Source organism: Pseudomonas sp. 18175, assembly GCF_050432925.1.
Taxonomy (GTDB): Bacteria; Pseudomonadota; Gammaproteobacteria; order Pseudomonadales; family Pseudomonadaceae; genus Aquipseudomonas.
Window position 1 is genome coordinate 20,508 of record NZ_JBKFTO010000001.1, and the last position, 20,558, is coordinate 41,065.

General features: G+C 57.7%; 19 protein-coding genes and 1 pseudogene. 17 read left to right on the top strand and 3 right to left on the bottom strand.

Annotated features, from left to right (window positions below):
* Positions 1-7 precede the first annotated feature (7 nt).
* From ACLD1Y_RS00090 to ACLD1Y_RS00100, 3 genes are all read right to left on the bottom strand, one after another.
* Positions 8-2,446: a TonB-dependent siderophore receptor gene (locus ACLD1Y_RS00090; RefSeq protein WP_429474391.1), complete on the bottom strand. Its 2,439-nt coding sequence runs from the start codon at positions 2,444-2,446 to the stop codon at positions 8-10.
* Positions 2,447-2,534: 88 nt separating this feature from the next.
* Complete coding sequence (locus tag ACLD1Y_RS00095; protein ID WP_429474393.1) at positions 2,535-3,479, bottom strand: FecR domain-containing protein; 945 nt, start codon at positions 3,477-3,479, stop codon at positions 2,535-2,537.
* Positions 3,479-3,985 carry a sigma-70 family RNA polymerase sigma factor gene (locus tag ACLD1Y_RS00100; protein WP_429474395.1) on the bottom strand — a complete coding sequence of 169 codons (507 nt, stop codon included), beginning with the start codon at positions 3,983-3,985 and terminating at the stop codon, positions 3,479-3,481. The genes ACLD1Y_RS00095 and ACLD1Y_RS00100 overlap by 1 nt, the downstream gene beginning before the upstream one ends.
* A 565-nt stretch (positions 3,986-4,550) precedes the next feature.
* On the opposite strand from ACLD1Y_RS00100, the gene mnmG reads away from it, so the two are divergent.
* From mnmG to glmS, 17 genes and pseudogenes are all read left to right on the top strand, one after another.
* Entirely contained in the window at positions 4,551-6,443 is a 1,893-nt protein-coding gene (gene mnmG, locus ACLD1Y_RS00105) for a tRNA uridine-5-carboxymethylaminomethyl(34) synthesis enzyme MnmG (RefSeq protein ID WP_105521474.1), read from the top strand.
* Entirely contained in the window at positions 6,440-7,084 is a 645-nt protein-coding gene (gene rsmG / locus ACLD1Y_RS00110) for a 16S rRNA (guanine(527)-N(7))-methyltransferase RsmG (protein ID WP_429474397.1), read from the top strand. The genes mnmG and rsmG overlap by 4 nt, the downstream gene beginning before the upstream one ends.
* Positions 7,085-7,102: 18 nt before the next feature.
* Positions 7,103-7,900, top strand: coding sequence for a ParA family protein (locus ACLD1Y_RS00115; RefSeq protein WP_017736233.1), 798 nt, complete (start codon positions 7,103-7,105; stop codon positions 7,898-7,900).
* Between the two features lie 9 nt (positions 7,901-7,909).
* The gene (locus tag ACLD1Y_RS00120; RefSeq protein ID WP_016970690.1) at positions 7,910-8,782 is read left to right on the top strand and encodes a ParB/RepB/Spo0J family partition protein; all 873 of its coding nucleotides are present in this window, start codon (positions 7,910-7,912) and stop codon (positions 8,780-8,782) included.
* Between the two features lie 148 nt (positions 8,783-8,930).
* A complete protein-coding gene (locus ACLD1Y_RS00125; protein WP_003177069.1) occupies positions 8,931-9,338 on the top strand; it encodes a F0F1 ATP synthase subunit I in 408 nt (135 codons plus the stop codon).
* A 16-nt stretch (positions 9,339-9,354) separates the two neighbouring features.
* The gene (atpB, locus tag ACLD1Y_RS00130) at positions 9,355-10,224 is read left to right on the top strand and encodes a F0F1 ATP synthase subunit A (protein WP_003213554.1); all 870 of its coding nucleotides are present in this window, start codon (positions 9,355-9,357) and stop codon (positions 10,222-10,224) included.
* A 133-nt stretch (positions 10,225-10,357) separates the two neighbouring features.
* Entirely contained in the window at positions 10,358-10,615 is a 258-nt protein-coding gene (atpE, locus tag ACLD1Y_RS00135) for a F0F1 ATP synthase subunit C (protein ID WP_002555987.1), read from the top strand.
* A 56-nt stretch (positions 10,616-10,671) separates the two neighbouring features.
* Positions 10,672-11,142, top strand: coding sequence for a F0F1 ATP synthase subunit B (locus ACLD1Y_RS00140; protein WP_008439543.1), 471 nt, complete (start codon positions 10,672-10,674; stop codon positions 11,140-11,142).
* Positions 11,143-11,154: 12 nt separating this feature from the next.
* Positions 11,155-11,691, top strand: a complete 537-nt coding sequence (locus tag ACLD1Y_RS00145) for a F0F1 ATP synthase subunit delta (protein ID WP_017528669.1) — start codon at positions 11,155-11,157, stop codon at positions 11,689-11,691.
* A 21-nt stretch (positions 11,692-11,712) separates the two neighbouring features.
* Positions 11,713-13,257: a F0F1 ATP synthase subunit alpha gene (gene atpA / locus ACLD1Y_RS00150; RefSeq protein ID WP_429474402.1), complete on the top strand. Its 1,545-nt coding sequence runs from the start codon at positions 11,713-11,715 to the stop codon at positions 13,255-13,257.
* A 50-nt stretch (positions 13,258-13,307) separates the two neighbouring features.
* On the top strand, positions 13,308-14,168 hold the full coding sequence (gene atpG / locus ACLD1Y_RS00155; RefSeq protein ID WP_010207685.1) for a F0F1 ATP synthase subunit gamma: 861 nt from the start codon (positions 13,308-13,310) through the stop codon (positions 14,166-14,168).
* A 27-nt stretch (positions 14,169-14,195) separates the two neighbouring features.
* Complete coding sequence (gene atpD, locus ACLD1Y_RS00160) at positions 14,196-15,572, top strand: F0F1 ATP synthase subunit beta (RefSeq protein ID WP_003177062.1); 1,377 nt, start codon at positions 14,196-14,198, stop codon at positions 15,570-15,572.
* Between the two features lie 44 nt (positions 15,573-15,616).
* Entirely contained in the window at positions 15,617-16,033 is a 417-nt protein-coding gene (locus tag ACLD1Y_RS00165; protein ID WP_178920930.1) for a F0F1 ATP synthase subunit epsilon, read from the top strand.
* A gap of 122 nt (positions 16,034-16,155) precedes the next feature.
* Positions 16,156-17,523, top strand: coding sequence for a bifunctional UDP-N-acetylglucosamine diphosphorylase/glucosamine-1-phosphate N-acetyltransferase GlmU (glmU, locus tag ACLD1Y_RS00170; protein ID WP_429474405.1), 1,368 nt, complete (start codon positions 16,156-16,158; stop codon positions 17,521-17,523).
* Between the two features lie 229 nt (positions 17,524-17,752).
* Positions 17,753-17,830 (top strand): annotated as a pseudogene (locus ACLD1Y_RS00175) (XRE family transcriptional regulator); the annotation flags it as partial.
* A gap of 67 nt (positions 17,831-17,897) precedes the next feature.
* On the top strand, positions 17,898-18,665 hold the full coding sequence (locus ACLD1Y_RS00180) for a DeoR/GlpR family DNA-binding transcription regulator (RefSeq protein ID WP_429474407.1): 768 nt from the start codon (positions 17,898-17,900) through the stop codon (positions 18,663-18,665).
* A 10-nt stretch (positions 18,666-18,675) separates the two neighbouring features.
* On the top strand, positions 18,676-20,508 hold the full coding sequence (gene glmS / locus ACLD1Y_RS00185) for a glutamine--fructose-6-phosphate transaminase (isomerizing) (RefSeq protein ID WP_429474409.1): 1,833 nt from the start codon (positions 18,676-18,678) through the stop codon (positions 20,506-20,508).
* Positions 20,509-20,558 lie beyond the last annotated feature (50 nt).

The window sequence follows — 20,558 nt, forward strand, 5'->3', positions numbered from 1 at the left end:
CAGCGCCTCACCAGTTGTAGGACACCGTACCGAGCAAGGTACGGCTGTCTCCCCAATAGCAACGGCCTGCGTCGTTGCAACCAGACACATATTCCTTGTCGAACAGGTTCTTGGCATTCAGGTCGACCGACCAGTGGGTATCGATCTGGTAGCCGATGGCTGCATCCACCAAGGTGACGCTGCCGGGGTCGAGTTTCCCGTAAAGGGTCGGCTTGGTGTAGGAAAAGGCGCTATCGAAGTAACGCACACCACCGCCCAGGGAGAGCCCTTTGAGATGGCCGTCCAAGAATCGGTATTTGCCCCACACCGAGGCCTGGTTGCGGGGAACACCGGTCATCTGCCGCCCCTCAACCAATGAGCCCACCGTATCCTTGGTAATCCGTGCATCGGTGTAGGTGTAGGCCGCCGTCAGATTCAGGTTCGGCGTGATGTTGCTGTTGATCTCGACTTCAGCACCCTTGGCGCGGCTTTCACCCACTTGGCGATAAGTATTGGTGGTGCTGTCGAGATAGGTGTCGTCTTGCTTGCGCAGGTCATAGACCGACAGCGTCATCGCTGTGTCCCAACCGATTGGCTCGTACTTCACGCCCACTTCATATTGACGACTGGTGATCGGCTTGAGCGGTGAGCCTGTCACCGAGATCTGCTGTACGGGTACGAACGCAGTGGAATAGCTGACATACGGCGTCAGGCCGTTGTCGAACTGGTACATCACGCCACCCTGGTAGGTGAATTTCTGCTCGGTGGTGCTTGAGTCCGATGAGGGCTTCACCTTGTCCCGGAATTGGCTATCGACCCAATCCTGACGCCCGCCGAGCAGGAACAGCCAGTGGTCGTACTTGCTCTGGACCTGTGCATACACCCCTTTCATCTGTTGTTCGAGCAAGGTGTTCTGCACCGCCAGCGGTGTGGTCGGTTCGCGCAGGTAAACCGGGTTATACACATTGATGGTGCCGGCGAAACCCGCGTCCCAGTCCTGATTGAACGAGGTCCGATCGTAGCTCGCGCCGAACAGGACAGTGTTTTCCAGTTCGCCCAGCTGGAATTTTCCTTCCAGTTGGTTATCCACGGAGTACACCATCGACTTGTTGTAGCGGTCGTAGGCGTTCATGTTCAGCTGGGTGCCGAAGCCCTGATTGTTCAGGTCACCCGGCCAGGTTTCATGGCGGTTGATGCGGGACTGCATGTAACGCGAGTTCTGGCGGAACTGCCATTCGTCATTGACGCTGTGGCTGAACTCGTAGCCAGTGCTCCAGGCTTCCCGTTCAAAGGTGTTCCAGTCTGGATCACCGAGCATGGTGTGCTTGGATAACTTGCCATTCGGGTTGGTCAGCAAAGTACCAGCGGCGGGTAAGCCAAGTTCCAGGTTGGTGTGGTCTTTCTGGTAGTTGGCCAACAGCGTCAGGGTGTTGTAATCGTCGAAATTCAGGGTCAGGGATGGCGCAATGTATAGGCGGTCATCCGGCACATGGTCCGTCTGTGTGTCGGACTTGCGACCCAGCATCACTACCCGGCCAAGGATATTGTCGCTGTCATTAAGTGGCCCGGAGATATCCACACCCAATTGGCGGCGGTTGTTCGAACCGTAGCCCAACTGCACCTCTCCCTGTGGCGTAGCGGTTGGATGCTTGCTGACCAGATTCACCAGGCCTCCCGGGGCGTTTTCGCCGTAGAGCAGTGAAGACGGACCACGGAAGATTTCTACGCGTTCCAAACCATAGGGCTCGCTGGTGGTGTCATACCGATTGCCTTGCACGCGTAGGCCATCGCGCAGCAGGCCATAGCCGTAATCCGTGGCGTTGAAACCGCGAATGAAGAACAAATCCCCGGCTAGGCTATCGCCGGCGGCAAAGGGCGGCGCGAAAATCCCGGGGACGTAGCCCAAAACCTCTGTCAGGGTTTGGGATTTCTGGTCCTTGATGCGTTGGCCCGTTACGACTGAAACCGAGCGGGGGGTTTCCGACAAGGGTGTGCTGGTCTTGGTGCCAATGCGGCTGTTTTGTGCTTTGTAGCCTACGTCGCCGGCGATCTCTTGGTTGAACCCAGCCTGTTGATAAGTGCTGACCGTGGTGGGTGACAGGGTGAGTTGGCCAACGGGTGCTGCTTGCAACACGTAGCTGCCAGGGGCTTGGGCCAAGGCCTCGAGGCCTGAGTTTTGCAGCAGCAGTGCAAAGCCTTGTTCCACCGAATAGTCGCCTTCCAGCCCCGGCGTGTTCAAACGCGCGGTTTGCTGGGGGGAGAAGGACAGAATCACATTCGCCTTGGCGGCAAATTGGCTTAAGGCATTATCGAGCGGGCCAGCCGCAATTGCGTAATGTTGCACCGCACTGGCGGCCATGACGCCAGTCGACAGCACAGCGCCGGTGCTGGCAGCAGTGCCTAGCATCAAGCCATAGGTGATGCCGTGGTATGAGAGTCGCTGGCGAAGCTTGGTTGAGAGGCGCATAGGTGGGTAAGCCCTGAAGGTTGCGTCGTGATTACCTGTAGGGCCGCGTCAGGTAAAAAAAAGATAACCCCCTGCGGATTATTTTTGTTCATCCGATTCGTTTCACCGAAACCCAATACCGAGTGAAGTATTTCACTTGGATTGGCAGGGTTGCTTGCAGATTGGCCAGCACCGCGTCAGTGGAGTCCAGCCGGAAGGTTCCCGACACCCGCAACCGCGCTGAGGCCGGATCGCACTGCAATACGCCTGTTCGATAGCGGGCGAGGTCGTCGATCACATCACCCAATCTGGCATCCAACACGATCAGTTGACCCTCCACCCAGGCCGCCTGGCTGCCGCGATACGGGTGATTCACGCCAACGTTCTGCCGGTCGAAGTCGACGCTTTCGCCGGCATTGAGCATCCGCACGTGGTCGGGTTGATCCGCGGGTGACACGCTGACCCGGTCTTCCAGTACCCCGACGCGTGTGGCGTCCGATAGCTGACGCACGGTGAACCGGGTGCCCAGTGCCTGCACCCGGCCCTGGCGGGTTTCGACGTAAAACGGTGTTTGGCCGCTCGACTTGCCCGTGCGGATAAGTACTTCACCTTCGCGCAGGCGGATCAATCGTTGGTTGGCGTCGAACACCACATCAATCGAGGTGTGTGTATTGAGGTCAACCTGTGTGCCGTCCGCCAACTCGATGCGCCGACGTTCGCCCACGCGGGTGCGATAGTCGGCCCACGCGTTGCCCAGGGACGTATGTTGCTGAACATTCCAGCCCAGATACCCGGTGCCACCGAGCAACAGCATCCACTTGAGGACCTGTCGTCGTTGTTGAGTTGTGGATAACGCACGGCGGGTCAATTCCGGGTGCAGGGCGCCGAGGCTGCGCTGCAGTTGCTCCATCTGATTCCACGCGGCTTGATGGGACGGATCGCCATTGAGCCATTGCTGCCAGGCCAGGCGTTCGGTAGGTGTAGGTGGTTGGGATTGAAACTGCACATACCAGCTGGCGGCGGCTTCGAAGGTTTTGCGATCGGGGACGGCCATTACAGGCAAGCCATGATCAGCGCGCATTCCGTCAGTGTGCGAACCATGTGCTTCTTCACCGTAGTCAGTGATACCTGTAGCTGATCGGCGATCTGTTGATAAGTCAGCCCATCAAGCTGGGACAGCATGAAAATCCGCCTCGCCCTTTCACCCAGGCCCGATAGAGCTTTGTCCACAGCCACCAGGGTTTCAATGATGATTGCCTTGTCTTCTTCACTGATGGCCGTGGGTTCAGGCCGCTCGGCCAGCGCCTGCCGATAGGCCTGTTCGATGGCATGCCGGCGATAACGATCAATCACCAGGCCCCGGGCGATGGTCGCCAAGTAATCCCGCGGTTCCTGGATCTGCGCCGCATGGCGTCCGCCCAGAATACGTACGAACGTATCGTGCGCCACATCGGCCGCATCGCAGGCGTTGTGCAACTTGCCTTTGAGCCAGCCGTGCAACCAGGAATGGTGTTGCTCGTAGATGTGCTGGACGGCAACCGTGTGTGAAGGAGGCGGCATAGGGGCGAGAAAAGGCTGCTTAATGATAATCGCTATTATTAACTGCACTGTGGTTTTCTCACAATAGGGGTCTTTTTGCGGTGAGGTTGCTCGTGCTGAAGGATTTCGGCGGCATCGTCGTGGGCGCAATTCATCTGAATTCGCGTATTTCTGTGGATTAAGCCCTGTGAATAACCGCCCCTGTGCCCAGTTGATAACAGGGCTCGAAAACTGAGTACAAACCCAACTGTGGATAACCACCTGTTTAATCCACAGGCTTAAAGCACTTATCCAAGGGCCTCATTGGCATATGACCACAGACTTTTGAATCGCTGTACATCACGTAAATAAAGGCCTGTATAGATCTATCCACAGAAAGGTTGCTCAGTAGAAATAAACATAAAAACAAAGATTTAATAAATTTCTCTCTTTTAATTTCTATTGTCTGTGATTCATCCACAGCTGGTTAAATTTTGTGCAAAGGGTTCTTTAGGAAGGGCTAAGTCCCTATACTTGCCGCCAAAGCTCTAAATCTCTTTCAACAGACAATTCCTGATTACCTACATAAGCAGGCACGAGGTGCGTGGTGGATTTCCCTTCCCGTTTTGAAGTGATCGTCATCGGCGGCGGTCATGCCGGTACCGAGGCAGCACTGGCGTCAGCACGCATGGGCGTAAAAACCCTGTTGCTGACGCACAACGTGGAAACCCTCGGTGCAATGAGTTGCAACCCCGCCATTGGTGGGATCGGCAAAAGTCATTTGGTTAAAGAAATCGACGCCCTCGGCGGCGTGATGGCCATGGCTACCGACAAGGGTGGTATTCAATTTCGCGTGCTCAACAGCCGCAAAGGCCCGGCCGTGCGTGCCACTCGGGCACAAGCCGACCGCATCTTGTACAAGGCGGCCGTACGCGAAACCCTGGAAAACCAGCCGAACCTGTGGATATTTCAACAGGCAGCCGATGACCTGATCGTCGAGCAAGACCAGGTACGTGGTGTTGTCACGCAAATGGGCCTGCGTTTCTTCGCAGAGTCCGTGGTGTTGACCACCGGTACCTTCCTCGGCGGACTTATCCACATTGGTATGCAGAACTATTCCGGCGGCCGCGCCGGTGATCCGCCGTCGATTGCCCTGGCAAAACGCCTGCGTGAATTACCGCTGCGTGTCGGCCGCTTGAAAACCGGTACTCCGCCGCGTATCGACGGGCGTTCTGTGGACTTTTCGGTAATGACCGAACAGGCCGGCGACACACCGATTCCAGTGATGTCGTTCATGGGCTCCAAAGAACAGCACCCGAAACAGGTGAGTTGCTGGATTACCCACACCAACGCCCGCACCCACGAAATCATCGCGGCGAACCTCGACCGTTCGCCAATGTATTCCGGAGTGATCGAAGGCATTGGCCCGCGTTATTGCCCATCCATCGAAGACAAGATCCATCGCTTTGCCGACAAGGAAAGCCACCAGGTCTTCATCGAACCCGAAGGCTTGACCACTCACGAGCTTTACCCAAACGGGATTTCCACTTCCCTGCCATTCGACGTGCAGATCCAGATCGTGCAATCGATTCGCGGCATGGAAAACGCGCACATCGTGCGTCCTGGCTACGCCATCGAGTACGACTACTTCGATCCGCGTGACCTCAAGTACAGCCTGGAAACCAAAGTGATCGGCGGCCTGTTCTTCGCCGGACAAATCAACGGCACCACCGGTTACGAAGAAGCCGGCGCCCAAGGTTTGCTGGCCGGGACCAACGCCGCATTGCGCGCGCAGGGCAAAGACAGCTGGTGCCCGCGTCGCGATGAGGCGTACATCGGTGTGTTGGTGGACGACCTGATTACCCTGGGTACCCAGGAACCGTATCGGATGTTCACATCCCGTGCCGAATACCGCCTGATCCTGCGCGAAGACAACGCCGACTTGCGCCTGACCGAAAAAGGCCGCGAACTGGGCTTGGTCGATGACGTGCGCTGGGAGGCCTTCTGCAAAAAACGCGAAAGCATCGCGTTGGAAGAGCAGCGTCTGAAAAGCACCTGGGTTCGCCCGGGCACCGAGCAAGGCGATGCGATTGCCGAAAAATTCGGCACGCCGCTGACCCACGAGTACAACTTGCTGAACCTGCTGTCTCGTCCGGAAATCGACTACGCTGGCCTGGTAGAAGTGACCGGTGGCGGCGCAGAAGATCCACAGGTCGCCGAGCAGGTTGAAATCAAGACCAAGTACGCCGGTTACATCGATCGTCAGCAGGACGAAATCGCTCGCCTGCGCGCCAGTGAAGACACCAAGTTGCCGGTGGATATCGACTACACCGGGATTTCCGGGCTGTCGAAAGAAATTCAAAGCAAGCTGGGGATAACTCGGCCAGAAACCCTGGGCCAGGCTTCACGCATTCCCGGCGTCACCCCGGCAGCGATTTCGCTGTTGATGATTCATTTGAAAAAACGCGGCGCGGGCCGTCAGTTGGAGCAAAGCGCTTGAGTTCGTTGGTCACCACGCAACACGCCGAAGAGTTATCCACAGGTGCACGTCAGTTGGGCGTTGACCTGACCCCGGCCCAGCACGAATTGCTGCTGGGCTACCTGGCCCTGTTGATCAAATGGAACAAGGCTTACAACCTCACCGCAGTGCGCGATCCGAACGAAATGGTCTCCCGTCACTTGCTCGACAGTTTGAGCGTGATGCCGTTTATCGAAAATGGCCGCTGGCTCGACGTTGGCAGTGGCGGTGGGATGCCTGGCATTCCGCTGGCCATCCTGTTTCCAGAGTCCCAAGTGACTTGCCTGGACAGCAACGGCAAGAAAACCCGCTTCCTGACCCAGGTCAAACTCGAGCTCAAATTGGATAACCTGCAAGTTATCCACAGTCGCGTCGAGGCCTTCACGCCTGAGCAGCCCTTCAACGGGATTGTTTCCCGGGCGTTCAGCAGCATGGAGAACTTCAGCAACTGGACTCGCCACTTGGGCGATCGCGATACGCGCTGGCTGGCAATGAAGGGCGTCCATCCAAGCGATGAGCTGTTAGCATTGCCGGCAGACTTCCACCTCGATAGCGAACACGCCTTGGCCGTACCCGGTTGCCAAGGCCAACGCCATCTGCTGATACTGCGCCGCACGGCATGATTGGGAACACAAGCAAGAATGGCTAAGGTATTCGCGATAGCGAACCAGAAAGGTGGCGTGGGCAAAACCACCACCTGTATCAACCTCGCAGCATCCCTGGTGGCTACCAAGCGCCGGGTGCTGTTGATCGACCTCGATCCACAGGGCAACGCCACCATGGGTAGCGGTGTGGATAAACACGGCCTGGAAAACTCGGTCTACGACTTGCTGATCGGTGAGTGCGACCTGGCCCAGGCCATGCACTTCTCCGAACATGGCGGTTATCAACTGCTGCCGGCCAACCGCGATTTGACCGCGGCGGAAGTGGTGCTGTTGGAAATGCAGATGAAAGAAAGCCGTCTGCGCAGCGCCTTGGCGCCGATCCGCGAGAATTACGATTACATTTTGATCGACTGCCCGCCGTCGCTGTCGATGCTCACGCTCAATGCGTTGGTGGCTGCCGATGGGGTGATTATCCCCATGCAGTGCGAGTACTACGCACTGGAAGGCTTGAGCGACCTTGTGGATAACATCAAGCGTATCGCCGAGCTGCTCAATCCGAACCTGCAGATCGAAGGCCTGCTGCGGACCATGTTCGATCCGCGCTTGAGCCTGATGAACGATGTATCGGCCCAGCTCAAGGAACACTTTGGCGACCAGCTGTACGACACGGTGATCCCGCGCAACATCCGTTTGGCCGAAGCCCCGAGCTACGGCATGCCGGCGCTTGCGTACGACAAATCCTCGCGGGGTGCCATTGCCTATCTGGCCCTTGCTGGCGAGATGGTCCGTCGCCAACGCCGCAACTCACGCACCGCTGCCGCCCAGCCAACTTAAGGAATCCCCATGGCCGTCAAGAAACGAGGTCTCGGACGTGGACTGGATGCACTGTTGAGTGGTCCGACCGTCACATCGCTTGAAGAACAAGCGGTGCAGGCCGACGAGCGCGAGTTGCAACACCTGCCCCTGGACCTGATCCAGCGCGGCAAATATCAGCCACGCCGGGACATGGACCCTCAGGCGCTGGAAGAACTGGCCAATTCGATCAAGGCCCAGGGCGTGATGCAGCCGATCGTGGTACGCCCGATCGGTGGCGGACGCTTTGAAATCATCGCCGGTGAACGCCGCTGGCGTGCCAGCCAGCAGGCCGGCAAGGAAACCATCCCGGCGATGGTGCGTGATGTGCCGGATGAAACCGCCATCGCCATGGCGCTGATCGAGAACATCCAGCGTGAAGACCTCAACCCGATCGAAGAAGCGATTGCGTTGCAGCGTCTGCAACAGGAATTCCAGCTGACCCAGCAACAAGTGGCCGAGGCGGTGGGTAAATCCCGCGTGACCGTATCCAATTTGCTGCGCCTGATCGCGTTGCCGGAAGTTATCAAGACCATGTTGTCCCATGGCGACCTGGAAATGGGTCACGCCCGTGCTTTGCTGGGTTTGCCGGAAAATCAACAGGTTGAAGGGGCGCGACACGTTGTCGCACGAGGGCTCACCGTTCGTCAGACCGAGGCCCTGGTTCGCCAGTGGCTCAGCGGCAAACCTGCACCGGTCGAAACGGCCAAACCTGATCCGGATATCGCGCGCCTTGAGCAGCGCCTGGCCGAGCGCCTGGGCTCTGCGGTGCAAATTCGCCACGGCAAGAAAGGCAAAGGCCAATTGGTCATCGGATATAACTCCCTTGATGAGCTTCAGGGCGTTCTTGCCCACATCCGCTGAAACATTTACTCATGTAGCGTGTGATCGGAAATCACTACCCGACAGTTGAATAGGGGCAGAACCGCCCCTATACTCTGCGCGCATTTTGTCGGCACAAATTATGCCAAGTTATTGATTTCCGGCAGCCGACCATTGAGGAGCAAGAGTGATGGAAACCCGCACGCCAAACACGTTGCCGTTCCATCGCTTGGCCGTTTTCCCGGTTTTATTGGCTCAATTTGTCATCTTGCTGATCGCCGCGTTGGCGCTTTGGTACGGGCATGGAGTCGTAGCCGGATATTCAGGACTCTGCGGAGGCCTGATAGCCTTGCTGCCCAATATGTATTTTGCTCATAGGGCCTTTCGGTTTTCCGGCGCCCGAGCAGCCCAGGCTATCGTCCGGTCATTTTATGCTGGCGAGGCAGGGAAACTGATTTTGACGGCAGTGCTGTTTGCACTGACCTTTGCAGGTGTGAAGCCATTGGCGCCGCTGGCTGTATTCGGCGTCTTCGTGTTGACCCAACTGGTCAGCTGGTTCGCTCCCCTGCTAATGAAAACAAGACTTTCGAAACCTTAGGGCGTTTGAGGCAACCATGGCAGAAACAACCGCTTCGGGCTATATCCAGCACCACTTGCAGAACCTGACCTTCGGTCAGCTTCCTAATGGCGGCTGGGGCTTTGCCCACTCCGCAGCAGAGGCCAAAGAAATGGGCTTCTGGGCTTTCCACCTGGACACTCTGGGTTGGTCGGTCGCATTGGGTCTGATCTTCGTCCTGATTTTCCGCATGGCGGCAAAAAAGGCGACTTCCGGTCAGCCAGGTGCTTTGCAGAACTTCGTTGAAGTATTGGTCGAATTCGTCGATGGCAGCGTGCGAGACAGCTTCCATGGTCGTAGCGCGGTGATTGCACCGTTGGCACTGACCATCTTCGTCTGGGTGTTCCTGATGAACGCTGTCGACCTGATCCCGGTCGACTGGATTCCTCAGCTGGCCATCCTGATCTCCGGCGATCACCACATTCCATTCCGTGCGGTTTCCACCACGGACCCTAACGCCACCCTGGGCATGGCCCTGTCGGTGTTCGCGTTGATCATTTTCTACAGCATCAAGATCAAGGGCATCGGCGGCTTTATCGGCGAACTGACCCTGCACCCGTTCGGCAGCAAGAACATCTTCGTTCAAGCCCTGCTGATCCCGGTGAACTTCCTGCTGGAATTCGTGACCCTGGTCGCCAAGCCGATTTCCCTGGCGCTGCGACTGTTCGGCAACATGTATGCCGGCGAGTTGGTGTTCATTCTGATCGCTGTGATGTTCGGCAGCGGCCTGCTCTGGCTTAGCGGCCTGGGCATTGTTCTGCAGTGGGCGTGGGCTGTGTTCCACATCCTGATCATCACCCTGCAGGCCTTCATCTTCATGATGCTGACCATCGTCTACCTGTCGATGGCGCACGAAGAAAACCATTAAGGCCAGTCTCGACTAGTCTGATGTCCTTCCCGGTAACACGGGAAGGTGGCCCTCACGGGCTATGAAACGATTTGTTTTACCGCTTTAAAATCTAAAAAACCTAAACCATACGACGTAAAAGTCGGGAGGAAAGATGGAAACTGTAGTTGGTCTAACCGCTATCGCTGTTGCACTGTTGATCGGCCTGGGCGCCCTGGGTACTGCCATTGGTTTCGGCCTGCTGGGCGGCAAGTTCCTGGAAGGCGCAGCGCGTCAGCCAGAAATGGTTCCAATGCTGCAAGTTAAAATGTTCATCGTCGCCGGCCTGCTCGACGCCGTGACCATGATCGGTGTTGGTATCGCTCTGTTCTTCACCTTCGCGAACCCTTTCGTTGGTCAACTCGCCGGTTAATCACTCGTCTTTTCGAGTGATTGGTGTGTTGTGCAACGAATGAGCGAGGTATTGGCGTGAACATTAATGCAACCATTATTGGTCAGTCCTTAGCGTTCTTGATTTTTGTCGTTTTCTGCATGAAGTTCGTATGGCCTCCGGTCATCGCAGCTCTGCACGAACGTCAGAAGAAGATCGCGGATGGGCTGGACGCTGCAGCACGAGCAGCTCGCGACCTGGAGTTGGCCCAAGATAAAGCGGGTCAACAACTGCGCGAAGCGAAAGCTCAAGCAGCCGAAATCATTGAGCAAGCCAAGAAACGCGGTAACCAGATCGTTGAAGAGGCTGTTGAAAAAGCCCGTATCGACGCTGACCGTGTGAAGGTTCAGGCTCAGGCCGAGATCGAGCAGGAACTGAACGGTGTCAAAGACGCGCTGCGTGCCCAATTGGGTGCCCTGGCCGTTGGCGGTGCTGAGAAGATCCTGGGTGCCACAATCGATCAAAACGCGCACGCGGAGCTGGTTAACAAACTGGCTGCTGAAATTTAAGCGAGGGCGATCATGGCAGAATTGACCACGTTGGCCCGACCTTACGCTAAGGCAGCCTTCGAGCACGCCCAGGCCCACCAGCAGCTGGCCTCTTGGTCAGCCATGCTCGGCCTGGCTGCAGCAGTGTCGCAAGACGACACCATGCAGCGCGTGCTCAAGGCCCCGCGACTGACGAGCGCAGACAAGGCCGCCACTTTTATTGAAGTGTGCGGCGACAAGTTTGATGTGAAGGCACAGAACTTCATCAACGTCATTGCCGAAAACGACCGTCTCCTGCTTCTGCCGGAGATCGCCGCTCTGTTCGACCTGTACAAGGCCGAACAAGAGAAATCGGTAGACGTTGAAGTGACCAGTGCTTTCGCATTGAACCAAGAACAGCAAGACAAACTCGCCAAGGTTCTCAGTGCACGACTCGACCGGGAAGTGCGCCTGCAAGTTGCGGAAGACCCATCCCTCATTGGGGGTGTTGTCATTCGCGCCGGCGACCTGGTTATCGATGGCTCGATTCGCGGCAAACTCGCGAATCTTGCCGAAGCATTGAAATCTTGAGTTTGAAGGGGCAGCAGAGCAATGCAGCAACTCAATCCTTCCGAAATAAGTGAAATTATCAAGGGCCGCATCGACAAGCTCGATGTGACCTCCCAAGCCCGTAACGAAGGCACTGTCGTCAGCGTATCTGACGGCATCGTGCGGATTCACGGTCTGGCCGACGTAATGTACGGCGAGATGATCGAGTTTCCGGGCGGCGTCTTCGGTATGGCCCTCAACCTGGAGCAAGACTCCGTAGGTGCCGTTGTATTGGGCGCATACACCAGTCTGGCCGAAGGCATGAGCGCCAAGTGCACTGGCCGCATCCTGGAAGTTCCGGTTGGTAAGGAACTGCTGGGTCGCGTTGTCGACGCACTGGGTAACCCTGTTGACGGTAAAGGTCCACTGGGCAACACCGAGACCGACGCGGTCGAGAAAGTTGCTCCAGGCGTGATCTGGCGTAAGTCGGTAGACCAGCCTGTACAGACTGGCTACAAGGCTGTCGATGCCATGATCCCTGTCGGCCGTGGCCAGCGTGAGCTGATCATCGGTGACCGTCAGATCGGTAAAACCGCTCTGGCCATCGACGCGATCATCAACCAGAAAGACAGCGGCATTTTCTGCGTCTACGTAGCTATCGGTCAGAAACAATCGACCATCGCCAACGTGGTTCGCAAGCTGGAAGAAAACGGCGCCCTGGCCAACACGATCATCGTGGCTGCCAGTGCTTCGGAATCTCCTGCGCTGCAATTCCTGGCACCGTACTCCGGTTGCACCATGGGTGAATTCTTCCGCGACCGCGGTGAAGACGCGCTGATCGTTTATGACGATCTGTCCAAGCAAGCAGTGGCTTATCGCCAGATTTCCCTGCTGCTGCGCCGTCCACCAGGCCGTGAAGCTTACCCAGGCGACGTGTTCTATCTCCACTCCCGTCTGCTGGAGCGCGCATCCCGCGTTTCGGAAGAGTACGTAGAGAAGTTCACCAACGGCGCAGTGACCGGCAAAACCGGTTCCCTGACCGCACTGCCGATCATTGAAACCCAGGCTGGCGACGTTTCCGCGTTCGTTCCGACCAACGTGATCTCGATCACCGATGGTCAGATCTTCCTGGAATCGGCCATGTTCAACTCAGGTATTCGTCCTGCAGTGAACGCCGGTGTTTCGGTATCCCGTGTGGGTGGTGCTGCTCAGACCAAGATCATCAAGAAGCTCTCCGGTGGTATCCGTACCGCTCTGGCTCAGTACCGTGAACTGGCGGCATTCGCCCAGTTTGCTTCTGACCTGGACGAAGCGACCCGTAAGCAACTTGAGCATGGTCAGCGCGTTACCGAGCTGATGAAGCAGAAGCAATACGCCCCAATGTCGATCGCTGACATGGCGTTGTCGCTGTATGCCGCTGAGCGTGGGTTCCTGACTGACGTCGAAATCGCCAAGGTTGGCAGCTTTGAACAAGCGCTGATTGCTTACTTCAACCGCGATCACGCCGACTTGTTGGCCAAGATCAACGTGAAGGGTGACTTCAATGACGAAATCGACGCTGGCCTGAAAGCCGGTATCGAGAAGTTCAAGGCCACCCAAACCTGGTAAGCCGCAGCGGGAGCCGCAAGGCTCCCGCTTGCTAACCTGATAGGTGTTACATGGCAGGCGCAAAAGAGATTCGCAGTAAGATTGCGAGCATCAAAAGCACGCAAAAAATTACCAGCGCCATGGAAAAAGTGGCGGTCAGCAAAATGCGCAAGGCACAAATGCGCATGGCTGCTAGCCGTCCTTATGCGGAGCGTATCCGCCAGGTAATTGGGCATCTGGCTAACGCCAACCCGGAATACCGCCACCCATTCATGATCGACCGTGAAGTTAAGCGCGTGGGTTATGTGGTTGTGAGCAGTGACCGTGGTTTGTGCGGTGGTCTGAATACCAACCTGTTCAAGGCCCTGGTCAAGGACATGGCGGTAAACCGCGAAAAGGGCGTCGAGATCGATCTGTGTGTAGTTGGTAGCAAGGGTGCGGCCTTTTTCCGCAACTTCGGCGGTAACGTCGTTGCAGCTATCAGCCACCTGGGTGAAGAGCCGTCGATCAATGATTTGATCGGCAGTGTGAAGGTGATGCTGGATGCGTACCTGGAAGGCCGGATTGACCGCCTCTCCGTGGTATCCAACAAGTTCATCAACACCATGACCCAGCAGCCAACCGTGGAGCAATTGATTCCACTGGTGGCGACTCCGGATCAGGAACTCAAGCACCACTGGGACTACCTCTACGAACCAGACGCCAAAGAGCTGCTTGATGGCTTGATGGTGCGCTACGTGGAGTCGCAGGTGTACCAGGCGGTGGTCGAGAACAACGCAGCTGAACAAGCGGCGCGGATGATCGCGATGAAAAACGCTACCGATAACGCCGGTGATCTGATCAGCGATTTGCAGCTGATCTACAACAAGGCGCGTCAGGCTGCGATCACCCAAGAGATCTCGGAAATCGTCGGCGGCGCTGCCGCGGTTTAACGGTTCAAATATTCAGAGGATCCAGCTATGAGTAGCGGACGTATCGTTCAAATCATCGGCGCCGTTATCGACGTGGAATTTCCACGCGACAGCGTACCGAGCATCTACAACGCGCTGAAAGTACAAGGCGCGGAAACTACTCTGGAAGTTCAGCAACAGCTGGGCGACGGCGTAGTTCGTACCATTGCGATGGGTTCCACCGAAGGCTTGAAGCGCGGTCTGGACGTTATCGACTCTGGCGCAGCCATCTCCGTACCGGTCGGTAAAGCGACCCTGGGCCGGATCATGGACGTACTGGGTAACCCAATCGACGAAGCTGGCCCGATCGACACCGAAGAGCGCTGGGGCATTCACCGTCCAGCACCTTCGTTCGCGGAACAAGCTGGCGGCAACGACCTGCTGGAAACCGGCATCAAGGTTATCGACCTGGTTTGCCCGTTCGCCAAAGGCGGTAAAGTCGGTCTGTTCGGTGGTGCCGGTGTAGGCAAGACCGTAAACATGATGGAACTGATCCGTAACATCGCCATCGAGCACAGCGGTTATTCCGTGTTCGCAGGTGTTGGTGAGCGTACTCGTGAGGGTAACGACTTCTACCACGAGATGAAGGACTCCAACGTTCTGGACAAAGTGGCACTGGTTTACGGTCAGATGAACGAGCCGCCGGGTAACCGTCTGCGCGTAGCACTGACTGGCCTGACCATGGCCGAGAAGTTCCGTGACGAAGGTAACGACGTTCTGCTGTTCGTCGACAACATCTACCGTTACACCTTGGCCGGTACTGAAGTATCCGCACTGCTGGGCCGTATGCCTTCCGCAGTAGGCTACCAGCCGACCCTGGCTGAAGAGATGGGCGTTCTGCAAGAACGTATCACTTCGACCAAAGAAGGTTCGATCACCTCGATCCAAGCGGTATACGTACCTGCGGATGACTTGACCGACCCGTCGCCTGCGACCACCTTCGCCCACTTGGACGCCACCGTCGTACTGTCCCGTGACATCGCCTCCCTGGGTATCTACCCAGCGGTCGATCCACTGGACTCGACTTCGCGCCAGCTGGACCCGAACGTGATCGGCCAGGAGCACTACGACACCGCTCGCGGCGTTCAGTACGTGCTGCAGCGTTACAAAGAGCTGAAGGACATCATTGCGATCCTGGGTATGGACGAGCTGTCGGAAGCCGACAAGCAGTTGGTAAACCGTGCTCGTAAGATCCAGCGCTTCTTGTCGCAGCCGTTCTTCGTGGCTGAAGTCTTCACCGGTGCCTCGGGTAAATACGTTTCCCTGAAAGACACCATTGCTGGCTTCAAAGGCATCCTCAACGGTGACTACGACCACCTGCCAGAACAAGCGTTCTACATGGTCGGCGGCATCGAAGAAGCGATCGAGAAAGCCAAGAAACTGTAATCCAAGCGCCCGGAAACGGGCGCTCATCAGGTTGAGGCAATCAGATGGCTATGACAGTCCATTGCGATATCGTCAGCGCGGAAGGGGAAATCTTCTCCGGTCTGGTAGAGATGGTGATTGCACACGGCGAACTCGGTGACCTTGGTATTGCCATGGGTCACGCGCCGTTAATTACCAGCTTGAAGCCGGGTCCGATCACTCTGACCAAGCAAGGCGGGGATAAGGAGGTGTTTTACATCTCCGGTGGTTTCCTCGAGGTTCAGCCGAACATGGTCAAGGTACTTGCCGACACCGTGCAACGTGCTGGCGACCTGGATGAAGCCTCCGCTCAGGAAGCCGTCAAGGCTGCTGAGAAGGCCCTGAACGAAAAGGGTGCGGACTTCGACTACAGCGCTGCTGCTGTACGTCTGGCCGAGGCTGCAGCCCAGCTGCGCACGCTCCAGCAGATCCGCAAGAAGTAAGCGGCCACGCCGTCATGCTTCAAGCGCGATTGATTAAAAAGGGTAGCCTCGGCTACCCTTTTTCTTTTTCCGCAAAACACTCTCTGGTCTGAAGCCGGACCGCCCAGGATTGGTAGCCACTCATGTCTCTTGAAATCGTCATTCTTGCCGCAGGCCAGGGTACCCGCATGCGCTCGGCCTTGCCCAAGGTGCTGCACCCGGTTGCCGGCAACTCCATGCTCGGCCATGTTATCCACAGCGCCCGGCAGCTCGACCCGCAGCGTATTCACGTAGTGATCGGCCACGGTGCCGATGTGGTACGGGAACGCCTGGCTGCGGACGACCTGAATTTCGTATTGCAAGACAAACAACTCGGCACCGGTCACGCCACCGCGCAAGCCGTGCCGTTCATCACTGCCGACACCGTGCTGATCCTCTATGGCGACGTGCCACTGATCGAAGTGGAAACCCTGCAACGCCTGCTCAAGCACGTGGTGCCTGGCCAAATGGGCCTGCTCACCGTTGAGCTGGACGACCCCACCGGCTACGGTCGCATCGTGCGCACCGCAGACGGCAAGGTTGCCGCCATCGTCGAACACAAGGACGCCAGCGAAGCCCAGCGCGCCATCACCGAAGGCAACACCGGTATTCTGGCGGTGCCTGCCAATAAGCTCGCCGACTGGATGAGCCGCCTGTCCAACAACAACGCCCAGGGCGAGTACTACCTCACCGACGTTATCGAGATGGCCGTGAGCGATGGCCTGCTGGTCGCCACCGAGCAACCCCACGACCCGATGGAAGTGCAGGGCGCCAACGACCGCAAGCAACTCGCCGAGCTTGAACGTCACTACCAACTGCGCGAAGGCCGACGCCTGATGGCCCAGGGTGTGACCCTGCGCGACCCGGCGCGTTTCGATGTGCGTGGTGAGGTCACGGTAGGCCGCGATGTTCTGATCGACATCAACGTGATCCTCGAAGGCCGCGTGATCATCGAGGACGACGTGGTGATCGGCCCGAACTGCGTGATCAAGGACAGCACCTTGCGCAAAGGCGTGGTGATCAAGGCCAACAGCCACCTGGAAGGCGCAGTGATGGGCGAGGGCAGCGATGCCGGCCCGTTTGCCCGTTTGCGCCCTGGCAGCGTGCTGGAAGCCAAGGCCCATGTGGGTAACTTTGTCGAACTGAAAAACGCCCACCTGGGTGAGGGCGCAAAGGCCGGTCACCTGACTTACCTGGGCGACGCCGTCATTGGTGCGCGCACCAACATCGGTGCCGGCACCATCACCTGCAACTACGATGGGGCCAACAAGCATGTGACCGTATTGGGTGAAGACGTGTTCATCGGTTCTAACAACTCGTTGGTTGCCCCGGTAAGCGTCGGCGATGGCGCCACCACGGCGGCGGGCTCCACCATCAACCAGAATGTGGATAACTTGCAGCTTGGCGTGGCCCGTGCTCGCCAGCGCAACATCGACGGCTGGAAGCGCCCGGAAAAAATCAAAACGTCCTGATTTATCCACAATTTCACCCGCAACAAATATCCAATGTGGGAGCGGGCTTGCTCGCGAATACGGTGTGTCAGTCACTGATCATGTTGACTGATACACCGCATTCGCGAGCAAGCCCGCTCCCACATTTGGTTTGTGCTGGGCTGAAATTTTTGCTCATCCTGCTTGACGATCTTTCGCCAATAGGTTTTGATTGCCTTCGTTATCTTTCGAAACGAAACTTATAACCACCATGTCGAAACGAAATACTCCCCAACGCCGTCACAACATCCTCACCCTGCTCAATGAACAGGGCGAAGTCAGCGTGGACGCNACGATCTTTCGCCAATAGGTTTTGATTGCCTTCGTTATCTTTCGAAACGAAACTTATAACCACCATGTCGAAACGAAATACTCCCCAACGCCGTCACAACATCCTCACCCTGCTCAATGAACAGGGCGAAGTCAGCGTGGACGCATTGGCCAAACATTTCGAAACTTCGGAAGTTACGATCCGTAAAGACCTGGCCGCCCTCGAAAGCAACGGCCTGCTGCTGCGCCGCTACGGTGGCGCCATCACCATGCCCCAGGAACTGGTGGGCGACGCCGCTCAGCCCATCTCGGTATACAAGCGCGCCATCGCCCGTGCCGCCGTGACGCGCCTGCGTGAACACGCCCGCATCATCATCGACAGCGGCAGCACCACCGCCGCCATGATCCCTGAACTGGGCCACCAGCCCGGCCTGGTGGTCATGACCAACTCTCTGCACGTGGCCAGCGCCTTGAGCGAACTGGAACACGAACCGGTGCTGCTGATGACCGGCGGCACCTGGGACCCCCATTCGGACTCGTTCCAGGGCCAGGTCGCCGAGCAGGTGTTGCGCTCCTACGACTTTGATCAACTGTTCATCGGCGCTGACGGCATCGATTTGCAACGCGGTACCACCACCTTCAACGAACTGCTGGGCCTGAGCCGTGTAATGGCCGAGGTCGCCCGTGAAGTAGTGGTGATGGTCGAATCCGACAAGATCGGCCGCAAAATCCCCAACCTGGAACTGCCCTGGAGCAGCGTCCATACCCTTATTACCGATGATCGCCTGCCGCTTGAGGCCCGCGACCAGATCCAAGCCCGCGGCATTACGCTGATATGCGCGGCAATCATCTAGGAGAAGCACCATGTGTGGAATTGTTGGCGCAGTCGCCGAACGCAACGTAACCGCCATCCTGATCGAAGGCCTCAAGCGCCTGGAATACCGTGGCTATGACAGCGCCGGTGTGGCCGTTTTTACCAATGCCGGTAAGCTTGAGCGCGTGCGTCGCCCGGGCAAGGTCAGCGAGTTGGAACAGGCCCTGGCCGGTGAGCCGCTGGTCGGTCGCCTGGGCATCGCGCACACCCGCTGGGCCACCCATGGTGCGCCGTGCGAACGCAACGCCCACCCGCATTTCTCCGGCGACCTTGCCGTGGTGCACAACGGCATCATCGAAAACCACGAAGTGTTGCGCGAACAACTCAAGGGCCTGGGCTACGTATTTACCTCAGACACTGACACCGAAGTCATCGCCCACCTGCTAAACCACAAGCTCAAAGACCACAGCGACCTGACCACCGCCCTCAAGGCCACGGTCAAGGAACTGCACGGCGCCTACGGCCTGGCCGTGGTCTGCGCCAGCCAGCCGGACCGCGTCGTCGCCGCCCGCAGCGGTAGCCCATTGGTAATCGGCCTGGGCCTGGGGGAAAACTTCCTTGCCTCCGACCAACTGGCCCTGCGCCAAGTCACCGACCGCTTCATGTACTTGGAAGAAGGCGATATTGCCGACATCCGCCGTGAAAGCGTGGCGATCTGGGACGTTAACGGCAACTCAGTCGAACGCGAAGCCGTGCAGTACCGTGACGGTGCCGAAGCCGCCGACAAAGGCGAGTACCGCCACTTCATGCTCAAGGAAATCCACGAGCAACCGGCTGTAGTCCAGCGTACCCTCGAAGGTCGCCTTGGCGACAAACAAGTGCTGGTCAACGCCTTCGGCCCGCAAGCCGCCGAGCTGTTCGCCAAGGTGCGCAATGTGCAGATCGTCGCCTGCGGCACCAGCTACCACGCCGGTATGGTTGCCCGTTACTGGTTGGAAGAACTGGCCGGCATCCCGTGCCAGGTCGAAGTCGCCAGCGAGTTCCGCTACCGCAAAGTAGTGGTACAGCCCGACACCCTGTTCGTGACCATCTCCCAGTCCGGCGAAACCGCCGACACCCTGGCCGCCCTGCGTAACGCCAAGGAGTTGGGCTTCCTGGCCAGCCTGGCGATCTGCAACGTCAGCATCAGCTCCCTGGTGCGCGAGTCCGACCTGACCCTGCTGACCCAGGCCGGTCGTGAAATCGGCGTGGCGTCCACCAAAGCCTTCACCACCCAGCTGGTTGGCTTGCTGCTGCTGACCCTGTCCCTTGGCCAAGTGCGCGGTACTCTTGCGAACGGCGTCGAAGCCACCCTGGTAGAAGAACTGCGTCGTCTGCCAACCCGCCTGGGCGAAGCCCTGGCCATGGACAGCACCGTGGAAAAAGTCGCCGAGCTGTTCAACGACAAAAACCACACCCTGTTCCTCGGCCGTGGCGCGCAATACCCGGTTGCGATGGAAGGTGCTCTCAAGCTCAAGGAAATCTCGTACATCCACGCCGAAGCCTATCCTGCTGGCGAGTTGAAACACGGCCCACTGGCCCTGGTGGATGACGACATGCCCGTGGTCACCGTGGCGCCGAACAACGAACTGTTGGAAAAGCTCAAATCCAACCTGCAGGAAGTACGCGCTCGTGGCGGCCAACTGGTGGTATTCGCCGACGAGAAAGCCGGCATGACCAACGGCGAAGGCACCCACGTCATCAACATGCCGCACATCAACGACACCCTGTCGCCGATTCTCTACACCATCCCGTTGCAACTGCTGTCGTACTACGTGGCTGTGCTCAAGGGCACTGACGTCGACCAGCCGCGTAACCTGGCCAAGTCGGTGACAGTCGAGTAATACCTCACGCACTTGGAGCCCCCATCGGGTCTCCAGGTTTTAACGCAAGG

Excerpts from the sequence above, each read along its gene's own strand:
- ACLD1Y_RS00090 (WP_429474391.1), bottom strand. The coding sequence starts at position 2,446 with ATGCGCCTCTCAACCAAGCTTCGCCAGCGACTCTCATACCACGGCATC.
- ACLD1Y_RS00095 (WP_429474393.1), bottom strand. The coding sequence starts at position 3,479 with ATGGCCGTCCCCGATCGCAAAACCTTCGAAGCCGCCGCCAGCTGGTAT.
- ACLD1Y_RS00100 (WP_429474395.1), bottom strand. The coding sequence starts at position 3,985 with ATGCCGCCTCCTTCACACACGGTTGCCGTCCAGCACATCTACGAGCAA.
- ACLD1Y_RS00115 (WP_017736233.1), top strand. The coding sequence starts at position 7,103 with ATGGCTAAGGTATTCGCGATAGCGAACCAGAAAGGTGGCGTGGGCAAA.
- ACLD1Y_RS00120 (WP_016970690.1), top strand. The coding sequence starts at position 7,910 with ATGGCCGTCAAGAAACGAGGTCTCGGACGTGGACTGGATGCACTGTTG.
- ACLD1Y_RS00125 (WP_003177069.1), top strand. The coding sequence starts at position 8,931 with ATGGAAACCCGCACGCCAAACACGTTGCCGTTCCATCGCTTGGCCGTT.
- atpB (WP_003213554.1), top strand. The coding sequence starts at position 9,355 with ATGGCAGAAACAACCGCTTCGGGCTATATCCAGCACCACTTGCAGAAC.
- atpE (WP_002555987.1), top strand. The coding sequence starts at position 10,358 with ATGGAAACTGTAGTTGGTCTAACCGCTATCGCTGTTGCACTGTTGATC.
- ACLD1Y_RS00145 (WP_017528669.1), top strand. The coding sequence starts at position 11,155 with ATGGCAGAATTGACCACGTTGGCCCGACCTTACGCTAAGGCAGCCTTC.
- atpA (WP_429474402.1), top strand. The coding sequence starts at position 11,713 with ATGCAGCAACTCAATCCTTCCGAAATAAGTGAAATTATCAAGGGCCGC.
- atpG (WP_010207685.1), top strand. The coding sequence starts at position 13,308 with ATGGCAGGCGCAAAAGAGATTCGCAGTAAGATTGCGAGCATCAAAAGC.
- atpD (WP_003177062.1), top strand. The coding sequence starts at position 14,196 with ATGAGTAGCGGACGTATCGTTCAAATCATCGGCGCCGTTATCGACGTG.
- ACLD1Y_RS00165 (WP_178920930.1), top strand. The coding sequence starts at position 15,617 with ATGGCTATGACAGTCCATTGCGATATCGTCAGCGCGGAAGGGGAAATC.
- glmU (WP_429474405.1), top strand. The coding sequence starts at position 16,156 with ATGTCTCTTGAAATCGTCATTCTTGCCGCAGGCCAGGGTACCCGCATG.
- ACLD1Y_RS00180 (WP_429474407.1), top strand. The coding sequence starts at position 17,898 with ATGTCGAAACGAAATACTCCCCAACGCCGTCACAACATCCTCACCCTG.
- glmS (WP_429474409.1), top strand. The coding sequence starts at position 18,676 with ATGTGTGGAATTGTTGGCGCAGTCGCCGAACGCAACGTAACCGCCATC.